The organism is Pseudomonas sp. (assembly GCF_030150285.1).
Taxonomy (GTDB): Bacteria; Pseudomonadota; Gammaproteobacteria; order Pseudomonadales; family Pseudomonadaceae; genus Aquipseudomonas.
In genome coordinates this window covers 25,943-43,338 of the sequence record NZ_JASLGE010000098.1, presented here as the reverse complement: position 1 = coordinate 43,338, position 17,396 = coordinate 25,943, and the positions used below count along the sequence as shown (strand labels likewise).

Annotated in this window: 14 protein-coding genes and 1 tRNA gene; 4 read left to right on the top strand and 11 right to left on the bottom strand. The window is 60.1% G+C overall.

Going from position 1 to position 17,396, the window contains the following annotated elements:
* On the top strand, nt 1–637 hold a 637-nt coding region (locus Q1W15_RS23375), incomplete at its 5' end, for a T6SS immunity protein Tli4 family protein (protein ID WP_300733359.1).
* A 123-nt stretch (nt 638–760) separates the two neighbouring features.
* Nucleotides 761–886, top strand: coding sequence for a transposase (locus tag Q1W15_RS23370; protein WP_300733366.1), 126 nt, complete (start codon nt 761–763; stop codon nt 884–886).
* A 31-nt stretch (nt 887–917) separates the two neighbouring features.
* Here the strand turns inward: Q1W15_RS23370 and Q1W15_RS23365 are convergent, their stop codons facing one another.
* From Q1W15_RS23365 to Q1W15_RS23340, 6 genes are all read right to left on the bottom strand, one after another.
* On the bottom strand, nt 918–2,516 hold the full coding sequence (locus tag Q1W15_RS23365) for a GMC family oxidoreductase (RefSeq protein ID WP_300733356.1): 1,599 nt from the start codon (nt 2,514–2,516) through the stop codon (nt 918–920).
* Between the two features lie 4 nt (nt 2,517–2,520).
* The gene (locus Q1W15_RS23360; RefSeq protein WP_300733355.1) at nt 2,521–3,333 is read right to left on the bottom strand and encodes a shikimate dehydrogenase; all 813 of its coding nucleotides are present in this window, start codon (nt 3,331–3,333) and stop codon (nt 2,521–2,523) included.
* A gap of 4 nt (nt 3,334–3,337) precedes the next feature.
* Nucleotides 3,338–4,777: an aldehyde dehydrogenase family protein gene (locus tag Q1W15_RS23355; RefSeq protein ID WP_300733352.1), complete on the bottom strand. Its 1,440-nt coding sequence runs from the start codon at nt 4,775–4,777 to the stop codon at nt 3,338–3,340.
* 258 nt (nt 4,778–5,035) lie between these two features.
* Entirely contained in the window at nt 5,036–5,401 is a 366-nt protein-coding gene (locus Q1W15_RS23350) for a hypothetical protein (RefSeq protein WP_300733349.1), read from the bottom strand.
* 113 nt (nt 5,402–5,514) lie between these two features.
* Nucleotides 5,515–5,590, bottom strand: a tRNA-Asn gene (locus Q1W15_RS23345).
* 65 nt (nt 5,591–5,655) lie between these two features.
* Nucleotides 5,656–6,852, bottom strand: coding sequence for an amino acid aminotransferase (locus tag Q1W15_RS23340; RefSeq protein WP_300733346.1), 1,197 nt, complete (start codon nt 6,850–6,852; stop codon nt 5,656–5,658).
* Nucleotides 6,853–7,186: 334 nt separating this feature from the next.
* Here Q1W15_RS23340 and uvrB point away from each other — a divergent pair, with 334 nt between their 5' ends.
* Nucleotides 7,187–9,202, top strand: a complete 2,016-nt coding sequence (uvrB, locus tag Q1W15_RS23335; RefSeq protein ID WP_300733344.1) for an excinuclease ABC subunit UvrB — start codon at nt 7,187–7,189, stop codon at nt 9,200–9,202.
* A 36-nt stretch (nt 9,203–9,238) separates the two neighbouring features.
* Here the strand turns inward: uvrB and Q1W15_RS23330 are convergent, their stop codons facing one another.
* Nucleotides 9,239–9,661, bottom strand: a complete 423-nt coding sequence (locus Q1W15_RS23330) for a RidA family protein (protein WP_300733341.1) — start codon at nt 9,659–9,661, stop codon at nt 9,239–9,241.
* 144 nt (nt 9,662–9,805) lie between these two features.
* On the opposite strand from Q1W15_RS23330, the gene Q1W15_RS23325 reads away from it, so the two are divergent.
* Nucleotides 9,806–10,957 (top strand): MFS transporter, encoded by a 1,152-nt coding sequence (locus Q1W15_RS23325; RefSeq protein ID WP_300733338.1) that lies wholly within the window; start codon nt 9,806–9,808, stop codon nt 10,955–10,957.
* A 608-nt stretch (nt 10,958–11,565) separates the two neighbouring features.
* Here the strand turns inward: Q1W15_RS23325 and Q1W15_RS23320 are convergent.
* The 4 genes from Q1W15_RS23320 to Q1W15_RS23305 form a co-directional block, all read right to left on the bottom strand.
* Nucleotides 11,566–13,965, bottom strand: a complete 2,400-nt coding sequence (locus Q1W15_RS23320) for a TonB-dependent receptor (protein WP_300733336.1) — start codon at nt 13,963–13,965, stop codon at nt 11,566–11,568.
* Between the two features lie 163 nt (nt 13,966–14,128).
* Nucleotides 14,129–15,103, bottom strand: a complete 975-nt coding sequence (locus tag Q1W15_RS23315; RefSeq protein ID WP_300733333.1) for a FecR family protein — start codon at nt 15,101–15,103, stop codon at nt 14,129–14,131.
* Nucleotides 15,104–15,176: 73 nt separating this feature from the next.
* Nucleotides 15,177–15,671, bottom strand: a complete 495-nt coding sequence (locus tag Q1W15_RS23310; protein WP_300733329.1) for a sigma-70 family RNA polymerase sigma factor — start codon at nt 15,669–15,671, stop codon at nt 15,177–15,179.
* Between the two features lie 70 nt (nt 15,672–15,741).
* Nucleotides 15,742–17,064, bottom strand: a complete 1,323-nt coding sequence (locus tag Q1W15_RS23305; protein WP_300733325.1) for an MFS transporter — start codon at nt 17,062–17,064, stop codon at nt 15,742–15,744.
* Between the last annotated feature and the right edge of the window lie 332 nt (nt 17,065–17,396).

Here is a 17,396-nt window from a genome sequence, read left to right as displayed (position 1 = left end):
CAAATCTGACCAAACTCACTTCCTGCAAAATTTTCGCGCCCGCGCCCTCTATGAAGTTCCGCAGGAAAAAGGGTTTTGCATGCCCTATGGCTTCGTTAAAGACGGCACACCACAAAGTCGAAGCATGGGCACCATCATGCGGCTTAAAGATCATCCTGACGTCAGAATCCTTTTCCGGGATCAAAGTGCATCCTTTATGAAAAGCTACTCAGGAGAAGAAAATCCAACCGTCGAACATGAACTGCGGGCATTTTGGGAACGTCCCGATTGGGATGGCCTTAAATACCAAGCCCTCGGCTTCCGCAAATTCCCCTCAGTCCAAATGGGTGGCTACAAAGGTCAATCGACCTTTGTCGAAATAACCCGCCGCACACGTTCATCCAAAGACCAATGCTCCTGGGACGATAAATACTTCTCCAAAGCCGAGAAAAAAGAAGCGGGCTGTTTGCCGCAAACGAAGGACTACGGCTATATCGCCTATGTCAAAGGCGACCCTGATGCCAAGGAAGACACCCCCAACCTGCTGCTCTACGTGATGCAAGACTCGCGGAACGCGCCTGACGGCAAGCCAACCATTGGCAAGGATGAACTTCGCAAGATGGCCGATACCATCGCTGCGTCGATCAAGCGCCGTTGAGGCTATGGCCGCTAACCCATCGTTGATGACGGTCTATTTGATCAAGGCCGCACTCAACCTGCGGTGGTCGATGAGCGACTGAGGCGCTACTGGCGGGGCATCGTGAGTCGAGTCCATTGGCCGATGCACACCGGGCAGTGGGAAGGGATAAAACCTCGAATAAAGGCTATCAAACGAATGGTGTACGGCTACCGGGATAGCGAATGCTTGTTCATGAAGATCAAGAGTGTGTTTCCCGGTAATCCGTGATGAACCTGTTTAAATCCCTACACGTGGTGCGTCAAACCCGTGAAGCGTCGCCCAGTATCAGGTCGGCACCGCGCTCCGCCACCGCCATGACAGCACCCTGGATATTACCGGACACCATCGACGGAATCACCGAGGCGTCCACCACGCGCAACCCGCTCAGGCCTCGCACCCGCAGGTGGGAGTCCACCACGGCATCGGCATCCTCGCCCATCCGGCAGGTGGCTATCGGGTGATAGATCGTCTGGCCGTTGGATTGCGCGAAATCCAGCCATTGCGCGTCGGTGCGAACCTCACTGCCCGGCCCGGTTTCCTGTGCCACAAATTCGCTCATGGCCGGTTGCGCCATGATCCGTCGGGCGATTTTCATGCCTTCAATCAGGCTGATGCGGTCCTCTTCCTCGCTGAGGAAGTTGGGCCGAATGGCCGGCATCACGTCCGGGTCGGCCGACTGGATATGAATGCTGCCCGTCGAGGTGGGCCGCAACTGGCTTACACCGATGGTCAGCCCCGGATGCTTGTCGAGAATCCGCTCGGCGGCGTTGGCATAGCTGGCATGCACCACAAAGTACTGCACGTCGGGCGTGGCCATCGCCGGCCGGGTTTTAACAAAACCGTGAACCAGCCCGGTGCCCAGCGTCAGAATGCCGGTGCGTTTGGTGAAGTACTCGGCCACCGCCAACCCCAGGCGCCAGCCGCGCGCCATTTCATTCAAGGTGACGGCGTTCTTGATTTTCCAGTTCATGCGGGTGGCGAAGTGGTCGATGTAGTGCTCACCCACGCCGTCCAGCCGGTGCTTGACCGTGATGCCCACTTTTTCCAGCACGTCAGGGCGGCCAATCCCGGACAGTTCCAGGAGCTGCGGTGACTGAACGGCCCCTGCGCATAAAATCACGTCTTGCGCCGCCGTCACCGTTACTTCCTTGCCGCGCTGACGGTACGTGACGCCGGTGCAGCGGTTGCCCTGCAATTCCAGACGCAACACGTGGGCGTCGGTTTCCAGGCTCAGGTTGGGCCGGCCCCGCGCGGGGTTCAGGTAACCGTCCACCACCGACCAGCGCCGCCCCTTGCGCTGGGCAACCTGGTAGTAACCGAACCCCGTCTGGTCATCGCCGTTGTAATCGGCATTCAAGGGCTGGCCGTCCTGCTGGGCGGCCTGCAAAAACGCCTCGGAAATCGGGTAGCGCTCGTTCACCTGGTCCAGGTGCATGGGCCCGTCATGGCCTCGGCCAGCATCGCCCTGAGCGTAGTTTTCGATTTTCTTGAAGTACGGCTTCAAGGTGCTGAAATTCCAACCCTTGGCCCCCTTCTGTTCCCAGGCGTCGTAATCGCCCGGCTGGCCCCGCACGTAAATCATGCCGTTGATCAGGGTCGAGCCACCCAGGCCCTTGCCCCGTGGAACGGCAATTTCCCGGCCACGGGTGTTTTCTTCGGCCTGGGTCTTGAAGCGCCAGTTGTAGCGCTTGTCGACCAGCAACTTGCTAAAACCGGCCGGGATGGGAATCCAGAAGCCGTTCGGCTCGCCACCCGCTTCCAGTACCAGCACCCGGTACTTGCCCGAGGCCGTCAGACGGTTGGCCAGGATGCAACCTGCCGTACCGCCACCCACAATAATGTAATCAAAGGTGCTCATGGCTTTATCCGTTTTTAGTAGACGCCATTGCTGCTGCCATCAATTCGATCTGGCAGAGCAGCATGGGTAAACCTGGGTGAATGCGGCAGCCGGCCTGTTGCGCCGCGGCCAGCAAGGGCGTGATGGCAGGCTGCATAATGATCTCCGCGACCACCTGCTGAGCCGTCAGGCGCGTCACGTCACACGGCAAGGCATCGCCTTCGCGCAAGCCCAATGACGTGCCATTGACCACCAGGTCATGCCCGGACGGGTCGCTGCTGCCCACCACCACGGGTACCCCCACAAAAGCCGCCGCCACGCGGTCGACCAGTTCCTGGGCCTTGGCCTGCGTGCGGTTGGCAATGGTCAGGCGGCCCACCCCCGACGCGGCCAGCGCAAAAGCGATGGCATTTGCCGCGCCGCCCGCCCCTGCCAGGTACACCGAGCGGCCCTCAAGTTCAATGCCGGCCTGGCGCAGCCCCGCGACAAAGCCTTCGCCATCGAGGATTTCGCCGTGCAGCGTGCCGTCACTCAAGCGTGTCACCACGTTCACCGCGCCCACCTGCCGCGCCGCTACTGAAACGGTGTCGCACAGCGGCAAAATTGCGGTTTTGTGCGGCACCGTGACGATAAAGCCGTCCAGGCTCTGAATGCCGCGCAGGCCCGCTACGACACCGGCCAACTCGGCAGGGTTCACATGAAAGGGCACCATCACCCGGTCTTCACCCCGTGCCGAGAACAGGGTGTTCATGGCCTGTGGGGTCTGCACATGGTGAATGGGGTCGGCAATAATGGCGTACACCCGGGTAGTGCCGCTGATTTCTTTGATATCGGTCATCGCATCAGGCCAGTGTGTAGGCGGTTTTAACGCCGGTGTAAAACTCACGCGCATAAGCACCTTGCTCGCGCGCCCCGTAGCTGGAACTTTTTCTGCCGCCAAACGGCGCGTGGTAGTCGACCCCGGCGGTGGCCACGTTGACCATGACCATGCCCGCCGCCGAACGCTGCTTGAAATCCGACGCATGCTTGAGGGACTTGGTGCAGATGCCCGATGACAGCCCGAACTCGGTGTCATTGGCCAATGACAGCGCCTCTTCGTAGTCCTTGACCCGAATCACGCTGGCCACTGGGCCAAAGACTTCTTCGCGGTTGATACGCATAGCGTTAGTGGTGTCAGTGAGCAACGCCGGGGCCAGGTAAAAACCCGGGGTGCCGCGTTCCAACCGCTCACCGCCGAACGCCACGTGAGCCCCTTCCTGGCGCGCAATATCGAGGTAGGCCAAGTCCTGATCCAGTTGCGCTTGCGACACCACCGGCCCCATGTCGCAGCCGTCTGCCAGCGCATGGTCCACTTTCAGGCTGGCGAGCCGGCGCGTCACCGCTTCGACAAAGCGGTCATGGATGCCGTCCTGCACAATCAACCGGCTGGACGCGGTGCAGCGCTGGCCCGTCGAGAAGTACGAGCCCGAGACCGCCACTTCCACGGCCTGCGGCAAATCAGCATCATCGAGCACCACCAGCGGGTTTTTGCCACCCATTTCCAGTTGCACCTTGGCCCCTCTTTCCATGCAGGCCAGGCCCACCTGACGGCCGGTGAAGGTCGACCCGGTAAAGGTCACGGCCCGCACTTTGCGCGACCGCGCAAACACATCACCGACCTTCGAGCCGGGCCCCATGACCAGATTGAACACACCGGCGGGCAGCGTCCCGGCCCGCACAATAATCTCTGCCAGCGCCCAGGCACTGCCCGGCACCAGATCGGCCGGTTTGAACACGACGGTATTGCCATAGGCGAGTGCGGGGGCAATCTTCCAGGCCGGGATGGCGATCGGGAAATTCCAGGGCGTAATGATGCCAATCACCCCTTCCGGCTCGCGGCGCACGTCTACCTCGACACCCGGCCGGATGGAAGGCAAGCGTTCGCCCGACAGGCGCAACGCCTCACCGGCAAAAAACTTGAACACGCGACCGGCCCGCACCACTTCACCGATGCCCTCGGCCAGGGTTTTGCCTTCTTCACGGGCGAGCAAGCGGCCCAATTCTTCGCGGCGCGCCAGCACCTCAGTGCCAATCCGGTCCAGCGCATCACTGCGCTGCTCGGCGGTGTACCCGGCCCAGGCCGGCAACGCGTCAAACGCCGCGTCGACGGCACACTGCGCCTGAGCGCCATCAGCCCGGGCATACTCGCCAATCACGTCATCCGTGTCCGAAGGGTTGATGTTCAGGTTTACATCAACGCCGGTAACCCACTCACCGCCTATATAGTTCTTGTTCACGCGCATGACTCCAACCAGGGCATTGACTCGAAAGTCCAGACGAACAGCGTCCCGTCGGCCCATGCGCAGCGTTCACAGAACGCCTGGCACGGGCCAATAAAAAGAGTTCGTTTTAACGAAAGGAGTGAGCCATTGGCAGGCTCACGATGGATGGACAAAACATACGCCACCCCCCTGCCCCGAGTCTATGAATTGGCCATGACGTGGATTCACACCGGCTATGCCAAATAGGCACACTGCGCGTGCGCGGCACGGAGTCAAACGTTAGCCAGCCACCTCGACATAGCTGGACTCACCGCCGCCCGTTGCCCCTGACAACCACCCCCACACAAAGAACAAGGTTGTTTGCCCGGCGTCGTTAACCCCGACCGTACCCCGCGACCACCCGGCCAACAGTTCCCCGTCAAGGGTCAGGCACTGGTAAAGCAGTTCAATGGTGTCGGGCCCTGTGACACGGCCGACCTGCTGCCCGGTCCGAATCCGCCCCCCCTGATAGGTGCCCGAAATGGCATCGCCCTCAACCTGGTAATGAAACACCGTGCCTGAACCGGACAGCCCGTGGGTGTTGCTGGCGACGGCAAAACGTCGGTTGTTCAAGCGTTGAGCGAGCTGAGACGAAGGCGTGACCATAGGTAGTGCGTCCTTGAGCATGAGAAAAAGAGCATCACGCTACCTCATAACGCGGTTATTTCCTGAATCGCAGGCAAAAAAAAGCCTGCATCGCTGCAGGCTTTTTCTTTATCTGGCTCCACGACCTGGACTCGAACCAGGGACCCAATGATTAACAGTCATTTGCTCTACCAACTGAGCTATCGCGGAATGGCGTCTATCTTACTGATATAAAAAGAGAAGTCAACACTTTCGATGACTTCTCAGTGCATTATTCAGATCACCTGAACAATGGCGTCGGTAACCGCTTCAATGTTGCTCTGGTTCAAAGAAGCCACGCAGATTCGACCGGTGTCCAGCGCGTAAATGCCGAATTCGCTGCGCAGGCGTGCCACTTGTTCAACGGTCAAGCCGGAGTACGAGAACATGCCCCGCTGGCGCGCCACAAAACTGAAGTCGTGACCGGGGGCTTTTTTGGCCAACAGCTCAACCATCTGCAAGCGCATGCCGCGAATGCGCAGGCGCATTTCAGCCAGTTCTTCTTCCCACATGGCACGCAGCTCAGGGCTGTTGAGCACCGCCGCCGCAATGGTTGCACCGTGGGTTGGCGGGTTGGAGTAGTTGGTACGGATCACGCGCTTGACCTGGGACAGAACGCGGGCGCTCTCTTCCTTGGAATCGGTGATGATCGACAGTGCACCCACGCGCTCGCCGTACAGCGAGAACGATTTGGAGAACGAGCTGGACACAAAGAAGTTAAGGCCCGAGCCGGCGAACAGGCGCACAGCGGCTGCGTCTTCATCGATGCCGTCGCCAAAGCCCTGGTAGGCCATGTCGAGGAACGGGATCAGTTTCTTCTCTTTAACCACGTCCAGCACGTTCTGCCAGTCAGCCGGGGTCAGGTCGACACCGGTCGGGTTGTGGCAGCACGCGTGCAGTACAACGATCGAGCCTGCAGGCAAGGCGTTGAGGTCTTCCAGCATGCCGGCACGGTTAACGTCGTGGCTGGCCGCGTCGTAATAACGGTAGTTCTGCACCGGGAAACCCGCGGCTTCAAACAGCGCGCGGTGGTTTTCCCAGCTCGGGTCACTGATGGCAACCACGGCACCCGGCTGCAACTGCTTGAGGAAATCGGCACCGATTTTCAGTGCGCCGGTACCGCCCACGGCCTGGGTGGTGATCACGCGGCCAGCGGCCAACAGTGGCGACTCGGCACCGAACAGCAGGGTTTGTACGGCTTTGTCGTAAGCGGCAATGCCATCGATCGGCAAGTAACCGCGCGAAGCATGCTGGGCAACCCGAATCGTTTCGGCTTCGATAACGGCACGCAAGAGTGGAATTCGTCCCTCTTCGTTGCAATAAACCCCGACCCCCAGGTTCACTTTGCTGGTGCGAGTATCGGCGTTGAATGCTTCGTTGAGGCCCAGGATAGGATCACGTGGTGCCATTTCGACAGCGGAGAACAGGCTCATTATTACGGCGGCTCTGAATGGGGAATGGAGGGGTCACAACGCTCCAGCCGATTGCACTAGAGCGGTGCACAAACGGGGAGCTAGTATAGAGGCGATCAGTGTCGCGAGCGACAGCCGAATCGGTGTTTTGACGAACTATTTCAGTTTATTTACAGGCCACTGGTCTAATTGCAATTCCTGCTGCTTCTGCCGTGTCAGACACGTACCTTGAAACCATCAGTCATCACCTCCATATTTATCAGTATCCTGTTTTTTCCTGCGGCATGCGTCGTGTGCAGTCATTCGCGTGCCCTTCAGCTTCTGGCTGATAAGGGCACGAACCCAGAGGTCAGCTATGTCCGATTTTCAACTCGTTACCCGCTTTAAGCCCGCAGGCGATCAACCCGTAGCCATTGCCCAGATGATCGAAGGCATCGAGGCCGGCCTGTCGCACCAAACCCTGCTTGGGGTAACAGGTTCGGGCAAGACCTTCAGCATCGCCAACGTGATCGCCCATGTGAACCGGCCTACGCTGGTGTTGGCACCCAACAAGACACTGGCGGCGCAGTTGTACGGCGAATTCAAGTCGTTCTTTCCGAACAACGCCGTGGAGTATTTCGTCTCGTACTACGACTACTACCAGCCCGAAGCCTACGTACCCTCCTCCGATACCTTTATCGAGAAAGACGCTTCGATCAACGACCATATCGAGCAGATGCGGCTGTCCGCCACCAAAGCGCTGCTGGAGCGCAAGGACGCCATCATCGTCACCACCGTGTCGTGTATCTATGGCCTGGGCAGCCCGGAAACGTACCTGAAGATGGTGCTGCACGTGGATCGCGGCGATAAGCTCGACCAGCGCGAACTGCTGCGCCGCCTGGCCGACCTGCAATACACCCGCAATGATATGGATTTTGCCCGCGCCACGTTCCGCGTGCGCGGTGACGTGATCGACATCTACCCGGCCGAATCGGACCTGGAAGCGATCCGCATTGAGCTGTTCGATGACGAAGTGGAAAGCATCAGCGCCTTCGACCCGCTGACCGGCGAAGTGATCCGCAAAATGCCGCGCTTTACCTTCTACCCAAAAAGCCACTATGTAACGCCGCGTGAAACCCTGCTCGACGCGGTTGAAGGCATCAAGGCCGAACTCAAAGAGCGCCTCGACTACCTGCGCACGCACAACAAACTGGTGGAGGCCCAGCGCCTGGAGCAGCGCACCCGTTTCGATCTGGAAATGATCATGGAGCTGGGCTACTGCAATGGCATCGAAAACTACTCGCGTTACCTCTCGGGCCGTGAGTCGGGCGCACCGCCGCCCACCTTGTTCGACTACCTGCCGGCCGACGCGCTGTTGGTGATCGACGAGTCTCACGTTAGCGTGCCGCAAGTGGGCGCGATGTATAAAGGCGACCGTTCGCGCAAGGAAACCCTGGTGGAGTATGGTTTCCGTCTGCCCTCGGCACTGGACAACCGGCCCATGCGCTTTGATGAGTGGGAGCGCATCAGCCCGCAAACCATTTTTGTGTCCGCTACGCCGGGCAACTACGAAGCCGAACACGCCGGCCGAGTGGTTGAACAAGTTGTACGCCCCACGGGCCTGGTGGACCCGCAAATCGAAATCCGCCCGGCGCTGACCCAGGTGGACGATTTACTGTCGGAAATTGCCAAGCGGGTCGCGCTGGAAGAGCGTGTGCTGGTGACGACACTAACCAAACGCATGTCCGAAGACTTGACCGACTACCTGGCTGACCACGGCGTGCGGGTGCGCTACCTGCACTCGGACATCGACACCGTGGAGCGGGTCGAGATCATCCGCGACCTGCGCCTGGGCGTATTCGATGTGCTGGTGGGCATCAACTTGCTGCGCGAAGGCCTGGACATGCCTGAGGTGTCGCTGGTGGCCATTCTCGACGCCGACAAGGAAGGCTTCCTGCGCTCGGAACGTTCGCTGATCCAGACCATCGGCCGGGCGGCCCGTAACCTCAATGGCCGGGCCATTCTGTATGCCGACCGCATCACAGGCTCGATGGAGCGAGCGATTGGCGAAACTGAACGCCGTCGGGAAAAACAAATCGCCTTCAACGCCGCCAACGGCATCACCCCCAAAGGTGTGTTCAAGGACGTTGCCGACATTATGGAAGGCGCGGTAGTGCCAGGCTCGCGCAGCAAGAAACGCAAAGGCATGGCCAAGGCCGCAGAAGAAAACGCCAAGTACGAAAACGAGCTGCGCTCACCGAGCGAAATCAGCAAACGCATTCGTCAACTGGAAGAAAAAATGTACGCCCTGGCCCGCGACCTGGAGTTCGAGGCCGCCGCGCAAATGCGCGACGAAATCGGCAAGCTGCGCGAGCGCCTGCTACAGGTCTGAACCATCACCTGCAGCAGTTAACCTGGCACGGCCCCGTCACAGCGCGACAGCCGCCACGGCTTCCACTTCAAACAGCATGGCGTCCAGCGCCAGGCGGGGCACAGGAATCAGGGTGCACGCCGGCGCGGGCAACGCACCCCAGACCCGCGCCACTTCAGCGCCCAGAATATGCAGCCGCTCCTGATTATGATCCACAATCAGCACGGTGATCTTGGCCACGTCCTTGATCTGCGCATCGGCCGCCGCCAGGGCGATCTGCAGGTTGGCAAACGCCTGGCGCACCTGCTCGGAAAAGTCCGGCGACAGGTCACTGTCAGCGTTCTCGCCCCCTTGGCCGGCGGTGTACACCAGACGCACACCGGGAGCCAAACGGGCGACATGGGAATAGCCGTTGCCCGACGGGTCATACAACCCTTGGGGATTAAGCAATTGCACAGCGGGTTGGGTGGGAGTCGTCATCGGGAACGCACCTGAGGCAGTTGATCTTGCAGGGGGCATTATTCAACCACTCGAGCCACGATCTGTGCCAGCCTCCTCGCGACAAACGACGCATATATGTCAGGATATTGAGCTGCGTCACAGACCCGCCCGCCAAGGATGCCCATGACCGCCCTCACCTCACGCACGCCCTTTGCCCCCGGGCGCCTTGAACAAATGTCGACCCGTGTTGCCTTTTTTATCGCTGGTTTGGGGCTCGCCGCCTGGGCCCCGCTGGTGCCTTACGCCAAAGCCCGGGCCGGGCTCGATGAGGCCACACTGGGGCTGTTGCTGCTGTGTCTGGGGGCAGGCTCGATTCTGGCGATGCCCGCTGCCGGGCTACTGGCCACCCGTTACGGCTGCCGTCGGGTATTGACGGGCGGCACGCTGCTGATTTGCCTGACCTTGCCGCTGCTGGCGACCGTCAGCTCCATCCCGCTACTGATTGCTACCCTGTTCGTGTTCGGGGCCGGGCTGGGCGTCGTCGACTCTACGGTGAACCTGCAAGCGGTTATTGTGGAGCGCGCCAGCGGGCGCACCATGATGTCGGGTTTTCATGGGCTGTTCAGTGTGGGCGGCATTGTCGGGGCCGCCGGTGTCAGCGCCCTACTCGCGTTGGGGCTGTCGCCGTTATGGGCCATTGTGGCGGTGGTGGTAGTGATCCTTGCCGCTTTGCTTAAAGCCGCACCGCACTTACTGCCTTACGGCAGCGAAAGCACCGGCCCGGCCTTTGCCGTACCCCACGGCGTGGTGTTGTTTATCGGTTTACTGTGCTTCACGGTATTCCTGGCCGAAGGCGCGATGCTCGACTGGAGCGCCGTCTTCCTGACCACGGAAAAACACATCGAAGACGCCTATGCAGGGCTCGGCTATGCCGCCTTCGCCATGACCATGACCGTTGGGCGTTTGCTGGGAGACGTGATTGTCAGCCGTTTGGGCGCACGCACGGTGATTGTGCTGGGCGGGCTGTTCGCGGCGGGCGGCATCGCCCTGGCCACACTGGCGCCGGGTTGGGAAATGGCCTTGCTGGGTTATGCCCTGGTGGGCGTAGGGTGTTCAAACATAGTGCCGGTGCTGTACACCGCCGTGGGCAAGCAAACGGTCATGCCCGAAAACATCGCCGTGCCGGCCATTACGACGCTGGGCTATGCCGGCATATTGGCAGGCCCGGCGGCGATCGGCTTCATCGCCCATGCCAGCAGCCTGGGCAGTGCATTTCTGCTGATCGCCGCCTTGCTGGTGGCCGTAGCCATCAGCGGGCGGATCTTAAAAGTCTGACCCGTAGGCGAAACATCAGCCCACTTCACCGCACCATAGGTGCGAGCTTGCTCGCGATCTGTTGATCTGACTTTTGATCCAAGGGCTCCTTAAACCACGCTGGCCGAACGCAGCAAGACCTGTAGGAACGAGCTTGCTCGTGATCTGTTGATCTGGCTTGTGATCTAAAGATCCCCCGTCAACCATGTGTCCGGTCTGTACAGCTTTTCAAAGTGGCACGGCGTAAGGCCGGAACCTTAAGTGGCCGTGACCGCAGCAATGGATTGGATTGCTGAACGACAGCGCGGCGTGATTGCGCTTTTAAAGATCAACAGATCGCGAGCAAGCTCGCTCCTACGGATCACGGATGGCAGCGTTTGTAGGAACGAGCTTGCTCGTGATCTGTTGATCTGGCTTGTGATCTAAAGCCCCCCGTACACCCGTCAACCCTATGCCCGGTCTATACGGCTTTTCAAAGTGGCACGGCGTAAGGCCGGAACCTTAAATCGCCGTGACCGCAGCAATGCATAGGATTACTGAACGACAGCGCGGCTGTCATTGCGCGTTTAAAGATCAACAGATCGCGAGCAAGCTCGCTCCTACGCTGGCTGTTGATGTTTATTCGCGCGTCAGAAGCCTACACTCGCCTGTACAAAGAACGTGCGCGGTTCGCCCAGGTAAAGGCCCGCGTTGTTGTCGCTGGAACGCGTGTAGTACGACTGATTGAACAGGTTCTTGATGCCCGCACCCACTTTCAGGTTCGAGGCTTCTGGCCCGAAGTCATACCCCACACGGGTGCTCCAGGTGGCATACCCCGGAATGTCACCGTACTGGCCGTCCGGTGTCGGGTCGGTGATATACACACCGCCGGTGCCCGGTGCCCGTTGCTGGGATTGGGCGAACATGTCGAGGTTGTATGTCCAGCGGTTCACCACGTAGCGCGCCCCAAGGTTCACAACCTGACGTGAATACAGCGGCAAATCACGGCCTTTGAAGTTGACGATATCGCCTTCCGCGGTGGCCTTGGTGTAGGTGAAGGCGGCATTGACCGACAACCCGTCCAGGCGCGCATCGAGGTTCGACAGGTCGTAGTGGGCGGACGTCTCGATCCCCACGTGCTTGGTCGCCCCCAGGTTGGTCCAGCCCACATCGTTACTGACGTACTGCAACTCATCGGCAAAGTCGATGTAGAACAGCGTCACTTCACCGCCCCACACACCATTGTCAAACCGCGTGCCCAGCTCATACGTCTTGGCTTTTTCCGGTTTCAGTCCGGCCGCGGCCTCGTCGCCCTGGCCACCCTGACCCAATTGGAAGTACTGCAGGCTGCCAAACGAGGTTTCGTAGTTGGCAAACAGTTTCCAGTCTTCCGACACGTGGTACATCACGCTCAGCGCTGGCAATGCCTCGTTGCTGTCAATGTTGCGGTTCTTCGCCTGAACCGGCACGCCCTTGTTATCCAGTACCGCGTGGTCTTGCCAGTGCGTGCTGATCCGCTCAAAACGGATGCCCGGGGTGACCGTCCAGTTGCCGACATCAATTTTGTCATCAATATAGAACGCATTGGCTTCGGAGCCGCCCGTGCGTCGTTGATACACATGGCCGTCTGCGCCAGGCCGTGGTACGGGCACGTTATTGACCAGTTGCAGTTGGCTGGCCTCTTCCTGCATAGCCTCTTTGAGGTAGCGGTAACCCACGCCCACTTCCTGCGTGACCGGCCCCAGCGTAAACACATGGGACACCCGCGGTTCGATGCCGAAGGTGTGGTAGCTACGCGGGTAAGCCGCCAAGGTTTGCAGGTTACGGGCGGCGATATGACTGCCACGGAAACTGTCGGTGTAGTACGTCAGGACTTCAAACTGGGTTTGGTCGCTGATCTGGCGCAGGTACTTGAAAGACACGTCCTTGCGTCGGCCCGTGAAGTTGTCGTAGTCACGCACCGACTGATACGGATCGGCATCAAATTGCTTTTGTGTCAGGCCGCCGGGCATGTCGGCCGTGGCATCGTAGTAGTGGAAATTAAGGCTGAAATCGTCCTGATCGGTAGGTGCCCAGTGAGTCTTGAGCAACACGTCATCGATGTCGTTGTTATTGTTGTTGGTGCGGTAGCCATTGCCCTTGACCCCGGAATACAACAGCGCCGCGCCGATGCCATTGTCGGCCGTGCCGCCCAGGAAAGCTGACTCCATGTGCTTCCAGCCGCCGCGCTCGGACGTTTCAAGGGTGCTGCCCACTTCACCCTGAAATGTCTCGGGGATGGCGCGGGTCACAAAGTTGATCACCCCACCGACGTTTTGCGGGCCATACCGAACCGACCCCGCACCGCGGACAACGTCAATACTGTCCAGGTTGCCCGATGAGATCGGGGCCATCGACAGTTGCGGCTGGCCATACGGCGCGAAGGCCGCCGGAACACCGTCAATCAATACCGTCGAACGCGGCGACAGGCGCGACGTCAGGCCGCGCACGCCCACGTTCAGGGAAATATCACTGCCACCGGTACCGTTGGACTCTTGCACCTGCACACCGGGAATGGTCTTGAGGACGTCAGCGACATTCATCGCGCCTTTCTCGACCATCGCCTCGCGGCGCACCACTGTGCGGGCACCAGGGTGGTTCTGCACCACCGCTTCATTGGCATCACCCAGCCAGTTGCCGACCACCTTGACGTCCACCGGGCCCAATTCCAGCGGCCCGGAACTGCTCGAGGTGCCCGCTACCGGAGCGGCCAACAGGGTCACGGCATCGCCATTCAGTTCATAGCTCAAGCCGCTGCCCTGCAACAACTGGCGCAAAGCCTGTTCAGCAGACACCTGACCATTAACGGCCGGGGCTTGCTTGCCGGCCACCAGTTGCGGGTTGAAGAACAGTTGCAGTGAGGTCTGTTGCGCCAACTGGCTCAATGCGGCCCCCAGGGGTTGGGCCTGAATATGAATCGCGCTCGACGTGGCCTCGCCCGCAAAAGCACTCGGCATTGCAGCACTGACCGCCAGGGCCAGGGCCATCGGTAACCAGCGGCCCCGCGCCATGGCAACTGGAGTGCCCCCAGGGGTTTTAAACGAAGATAGTCGCCCACACAGCTTGTTATTGTTCACGTCGAGTCTTGCCCCATTGATCGCAGTTGAGTGCGACTGTTAATGCAAACCAGTTGCAGTTGATCAAGAAGACGAAGAACTCGAAAAAAACCTGAATCTAACGTGAAATTATTTCCTGGGAGCCGTCTGCACGGGTTTGAATCGCCACCGGAAGGATGCGCGGCAAGGCCTGAATCAACGCGTCGGTGTCATCGGTTTTAAACACGCTGGAAAGACGCAATTGGGCCACCGCCGTAGCGTTCACCACCAACGGCTGTTCACGGTAACGCGAGACTTCCTCGGCCACTTCGCTAAGGCTGGCGTTATCGAACACCAACTGACCGTTGCGCCACGCCATCAGCGCGCTGACATTGACCGGCTGCGCCGCCGCTACCCGCCCTTGGGCATTGACCCGGGTACCCAGCCCGGTGATGAGTTCGACCGCCTCCAGCGGGTCAGTGCCTTGCACCCGCACGGTGCCCGACTCCACAACCACCCTCGCCTCCTCGCTGTCGTGGCGCACATCAAAGCGGGTGCCGGTGACCGTTACCCGGCCGGGGCCCGCCTGCACCACAAAGGGCCGGGCGGGGTCGCGGGTGACGCTGAACATCGCCTGCCCCTGTTCAAGGTCGACGGCACGCTGCTGGTTCTCAAAGTGCACCTGCAGCCGAGTGTGGCTGTTGAGCTCTATCACTGAACCGTCGGGCAAGGTGACGGTGCGCCGCTCACCCGGCGCGGTGGCGTACGCTTCGCTAAACTGCAAAGACGGCTGCAACTGGGTCCAGACACCCGCCCCGACCGCCACGGCCAGCACCCCGGCCGCCAGCCCGAACCCCACCAGCGAACGACGGCTGAGCCGGGGCATCGGCACCTCGCACAATGCCTGCAAGCGGGCCTCGGGCAACAAGTCAGCCGCCGACCACAAGCCCGCCAGCCACTGGTATTCCGCTTCATGGCTGGCATGCCGGGCACGCCAGGCGTCAAATTCAGCCTGCTCGGCCTCATTCAGGGGCTGATCCTGCACCCGCGCAAACCAGGCAGCGGCAGCCTCCCGAACAGTGGCGCTGCCACACGAACACTCACGCGTATCCATCATGCAATCCTTACTGGTGCAGGCGCGCAGGCACAACGCCACACCTTCTTTGGTTGCGACCGAACCGATGTCATCACGGTGCCTCCACCCGTTCACGCAGATGACGCAGGGTGCGAATCATGTATTTTTCCACCATGTTCTTTGATAGCCCCAGGCGCTCAGCAATTTCGGCCTGGCTCAGTCCTTCGAGTTTCTGCCACACAAAGACCTTTCTGCAATTCAATGGCAGCTCCTGCAGAGCCCTTTCGACTGATTCCGCCAGCTCGATAGCGCGCATGTACTGCTCCGGATCGCCCGTTTCGGACGAACTTGGTGGAACACCGGCCTTCTCCTTGGCGTCACGTAGTTCTTCTCTGCGAAAGCCATCGATGGCGATGTTGCGCGCCATCTGATGCAAATATGCACGCGGTTGCTCGACCGCCTCCGATTTGGACTCGAGCACGCGGACAAAGGTGTCATGGGTCAGGTCCTGCGCCTGCTGACGATTGCGCAGGCGGCGGGTCCAAGTGCCAATCAACTCTTCGTAATAGTCAAAAAAGCCCGGGCGACGGGGCGTTTTGTGGGTCATGGCACTGGGCTATGAAGGTGGGGCGCGAATAATAATGGGTCTTATTCATGCCTGCAATCATTGCCGTGCGTTATCCGCGTTCAACCTCCGCCAACAGCCGCCGCTCCACCTGACGGCCCTGGGCAAAACCGTAAGCCCGCGCGGTGAACACGCCAACCAGGCCCATCACCGCGCTGAAAATCACGCACACCCACGGGCTCTGCGGCATCAGCGCAATCAGCATCAGCGGCGTAGTACTTGCCCACAAGGCATACGCAATATTGTAGGTGAAGGAAATGCCTGACACACGAATGGGCGCAGGAAAAAGCCCCACCATCACCGACGGCACCACGCCCACAATGCCGCAGGTCAACCCGGCAAAGGCATACGCCAACCCCGGCATGGCCCACTGCCCCACCAGGCTGGCATACAGCAGGCCAATGCCCAGTGGCAGCAACAGGCTGTACAGCACGATGCTGCGCCAAACGCCAATGCGGTCGACCATCAACCCGGCCAGCACGCAACCGATATTCAAGAACACGATACCCAGGCTGCTAAGGGCAAACGTGTGGCTGGCAGTCATGCCGAAACGCTGCTGCATCACGGTCGGGGTAATGACCACAAACACCACCACGGCACTGGTCAACACGCAGGTCAGCAGCGCAGCAGGCAGCAATGCCCGACGGTGGTCACGCAACACGGTACGCAGCGGGAACTCTGCCCGCCCTTCACGTTGCTCGCGCAAGGCCAGAAACACGGGGGTTTCGCTCAGCCAGCGGCGCAACCACACGCCGATTACGCCAAAGATGCCCCCCAGCAAGAACGGGTAGCGCCACGCGTAGTCGAGTATTTCGGCGGGGGTAAACAGCTGTGCCAGCAACGACGCGGTCAGGGCCCCGATCAGGTAGCCAAACGTCAGCCCGGCCTGCAGGAAGCCCAAAGCGAACCCGCGCCGCCCTGCGGGGGCGTGTTCGGCCACAAACACCCAGGCACTGGGCACTTCGCCGCCCACCGCCGCGCCCTGAAGAATGCGCAAGGCTAGCAAAATCAAGGGGGCGAAGTAGCCGATGTCAGCGTAGGTGGGCATGATCCCGATCAGCAGGCACGGCAACGCCATCATCAGAATGCTCAAGCTGAACACCCGTTTGCGTCCCAGATGGTCGGCAAAATGCGCCATCAGAATGCCGCCCAGCGGGCGCGCCAGATAACCCGTAACGAAGATCCCGAAGCTTTGCAGCAAACGCAGCCACTCGGGCATGTCCGGCGGGAAAAACAGCTGGCTGAGGGTCAGGGCAAAGAACACAAAAATGATGAAATCATAGATTTCAAGCGCCCCGCCCAGGGCCGCCAGCCCGAGGGTCCGGTAGTCAGAGCGCGAGAAACGCACGGGAGTGGGTTGCAGATCGGCAGGCATAAATACGCTCAAGGGAAACTGGACACGCCTATAGGGGCGCTGCGGTCAGGGTGGCGAGCATAACAAATCTTGCTGCGTGGCGGCCGACGGGGCTGCCCCACAAATGAACCCGACACGCGGCCATGCACCATTGTTGCGCATCACGTAACACAGCTTCGCATTTACTTAGCTAGCTAACCAACTAAGGCTTTGGTACATTCCCGCCCGTCAGGCTGATACCTGACGCTCTCTTTGGTTGAGATTTTTGGCCATTACCCGATCCCCATGAAGGTAATGGCCTTTTTTATGTGCCCCGGTTTTCCCGGCTCTTGACCCCTTCGCAGTGATCCCTT

Bases quoted from the DNA above. Each gene is read 5' to 3' on its own strand.
- Q1W15_RS23305 (WP_300733325.1), bottom strand. From the start codon at position 17,064: ATGCCTGCCGATCTGCAACCCACTCCCGTGCGTTTCTCGCGCTCTGAC.
- Q1W15_RS23340 (WP_300733346.1), bottom strand. From the start codon at position 6,852: ATGAGCCTGTTCTCCGCTGTCGAAATGGCACCACGTGATCCTATCCTG.
- Q1W15_RS23360 (WP_300733355.1), bottom strand. From the start codon at position 3,333: ATGACCGATATCAAAGAAATCAGCGGCACTACCCGGGTGTACGCCATT.
- Q1W15_RS23325 (WP_300733338.1), top strand. From the start codon at position 9,806: ATGACCGCCCTCACCTCACGCACGCCCTTTGCCCCCGGGCGCCTTGAA.
- Q1W15_RS23320 (WP_300733336.1), bottom strand. From the start codon at position 13,965: ATGGCGCGGGGCCGCTGGTTACCGATGGCCCTGGCCCTGGCGGTCAGT.
- Q1W15_RS23370 (WP_300733366.1), top strand. From the start codon at position 761: ATGCACACCGGGCAGTGGGAAGGGATAAAACCTCGAATAAAGGCTATC.
- Q1W15_RS23355 (WP_300733352.1), bottom strand. From the start codon at position 4,777: ATGCGCGTGAACAAGAACTATATAGGCGGTGAGTGGGTTACCGGCGTT.
- Q1W15_RS23310 (WP_300733329.1), bottom strand. From the start codon at position 15,671: ATGACCCACAAAACGCCCCGTCGCCCGGGCTTTTTTGACTATTACGAA.
- Q1W15_RS23330 (WP_300733341.1), bottom strand. From the start codon at position 9,661: ATGACGACTCCCACCCAACCCGCTGTGCAATTGCTTAATCCCCAAGGG.
- Q1W15_RS23315 (WP_300733333.1), bottom strand. From the start codon at position 15,103: ATGGATACGCGTGAGTGTTCGTGTGGCAGCGCCACTGTTCGGGAGGCT.
- Q1W15_RS23365 (WP_300733356.1), bottom strand. From the start codon at position 2,516: ATGAGCACCTTTGATTACATTATTGTGGGTGGCGGTACGGCAGGTTGC.
- uvrB (WP_300733344.1), top strand. From the start codon at position 7,187: ATGTCCGATTTTCAACTCGTTACCCGCTTTAAGCCCGCAGGCGATCAA.
- Q1W15_RS23350 (WP_300733349.1), bottom strand. From the start codon at position 5,401: ATGGTCACGCCTTCGTCTCAGCTCGCTCAACGCTTGAACAACCGACGT.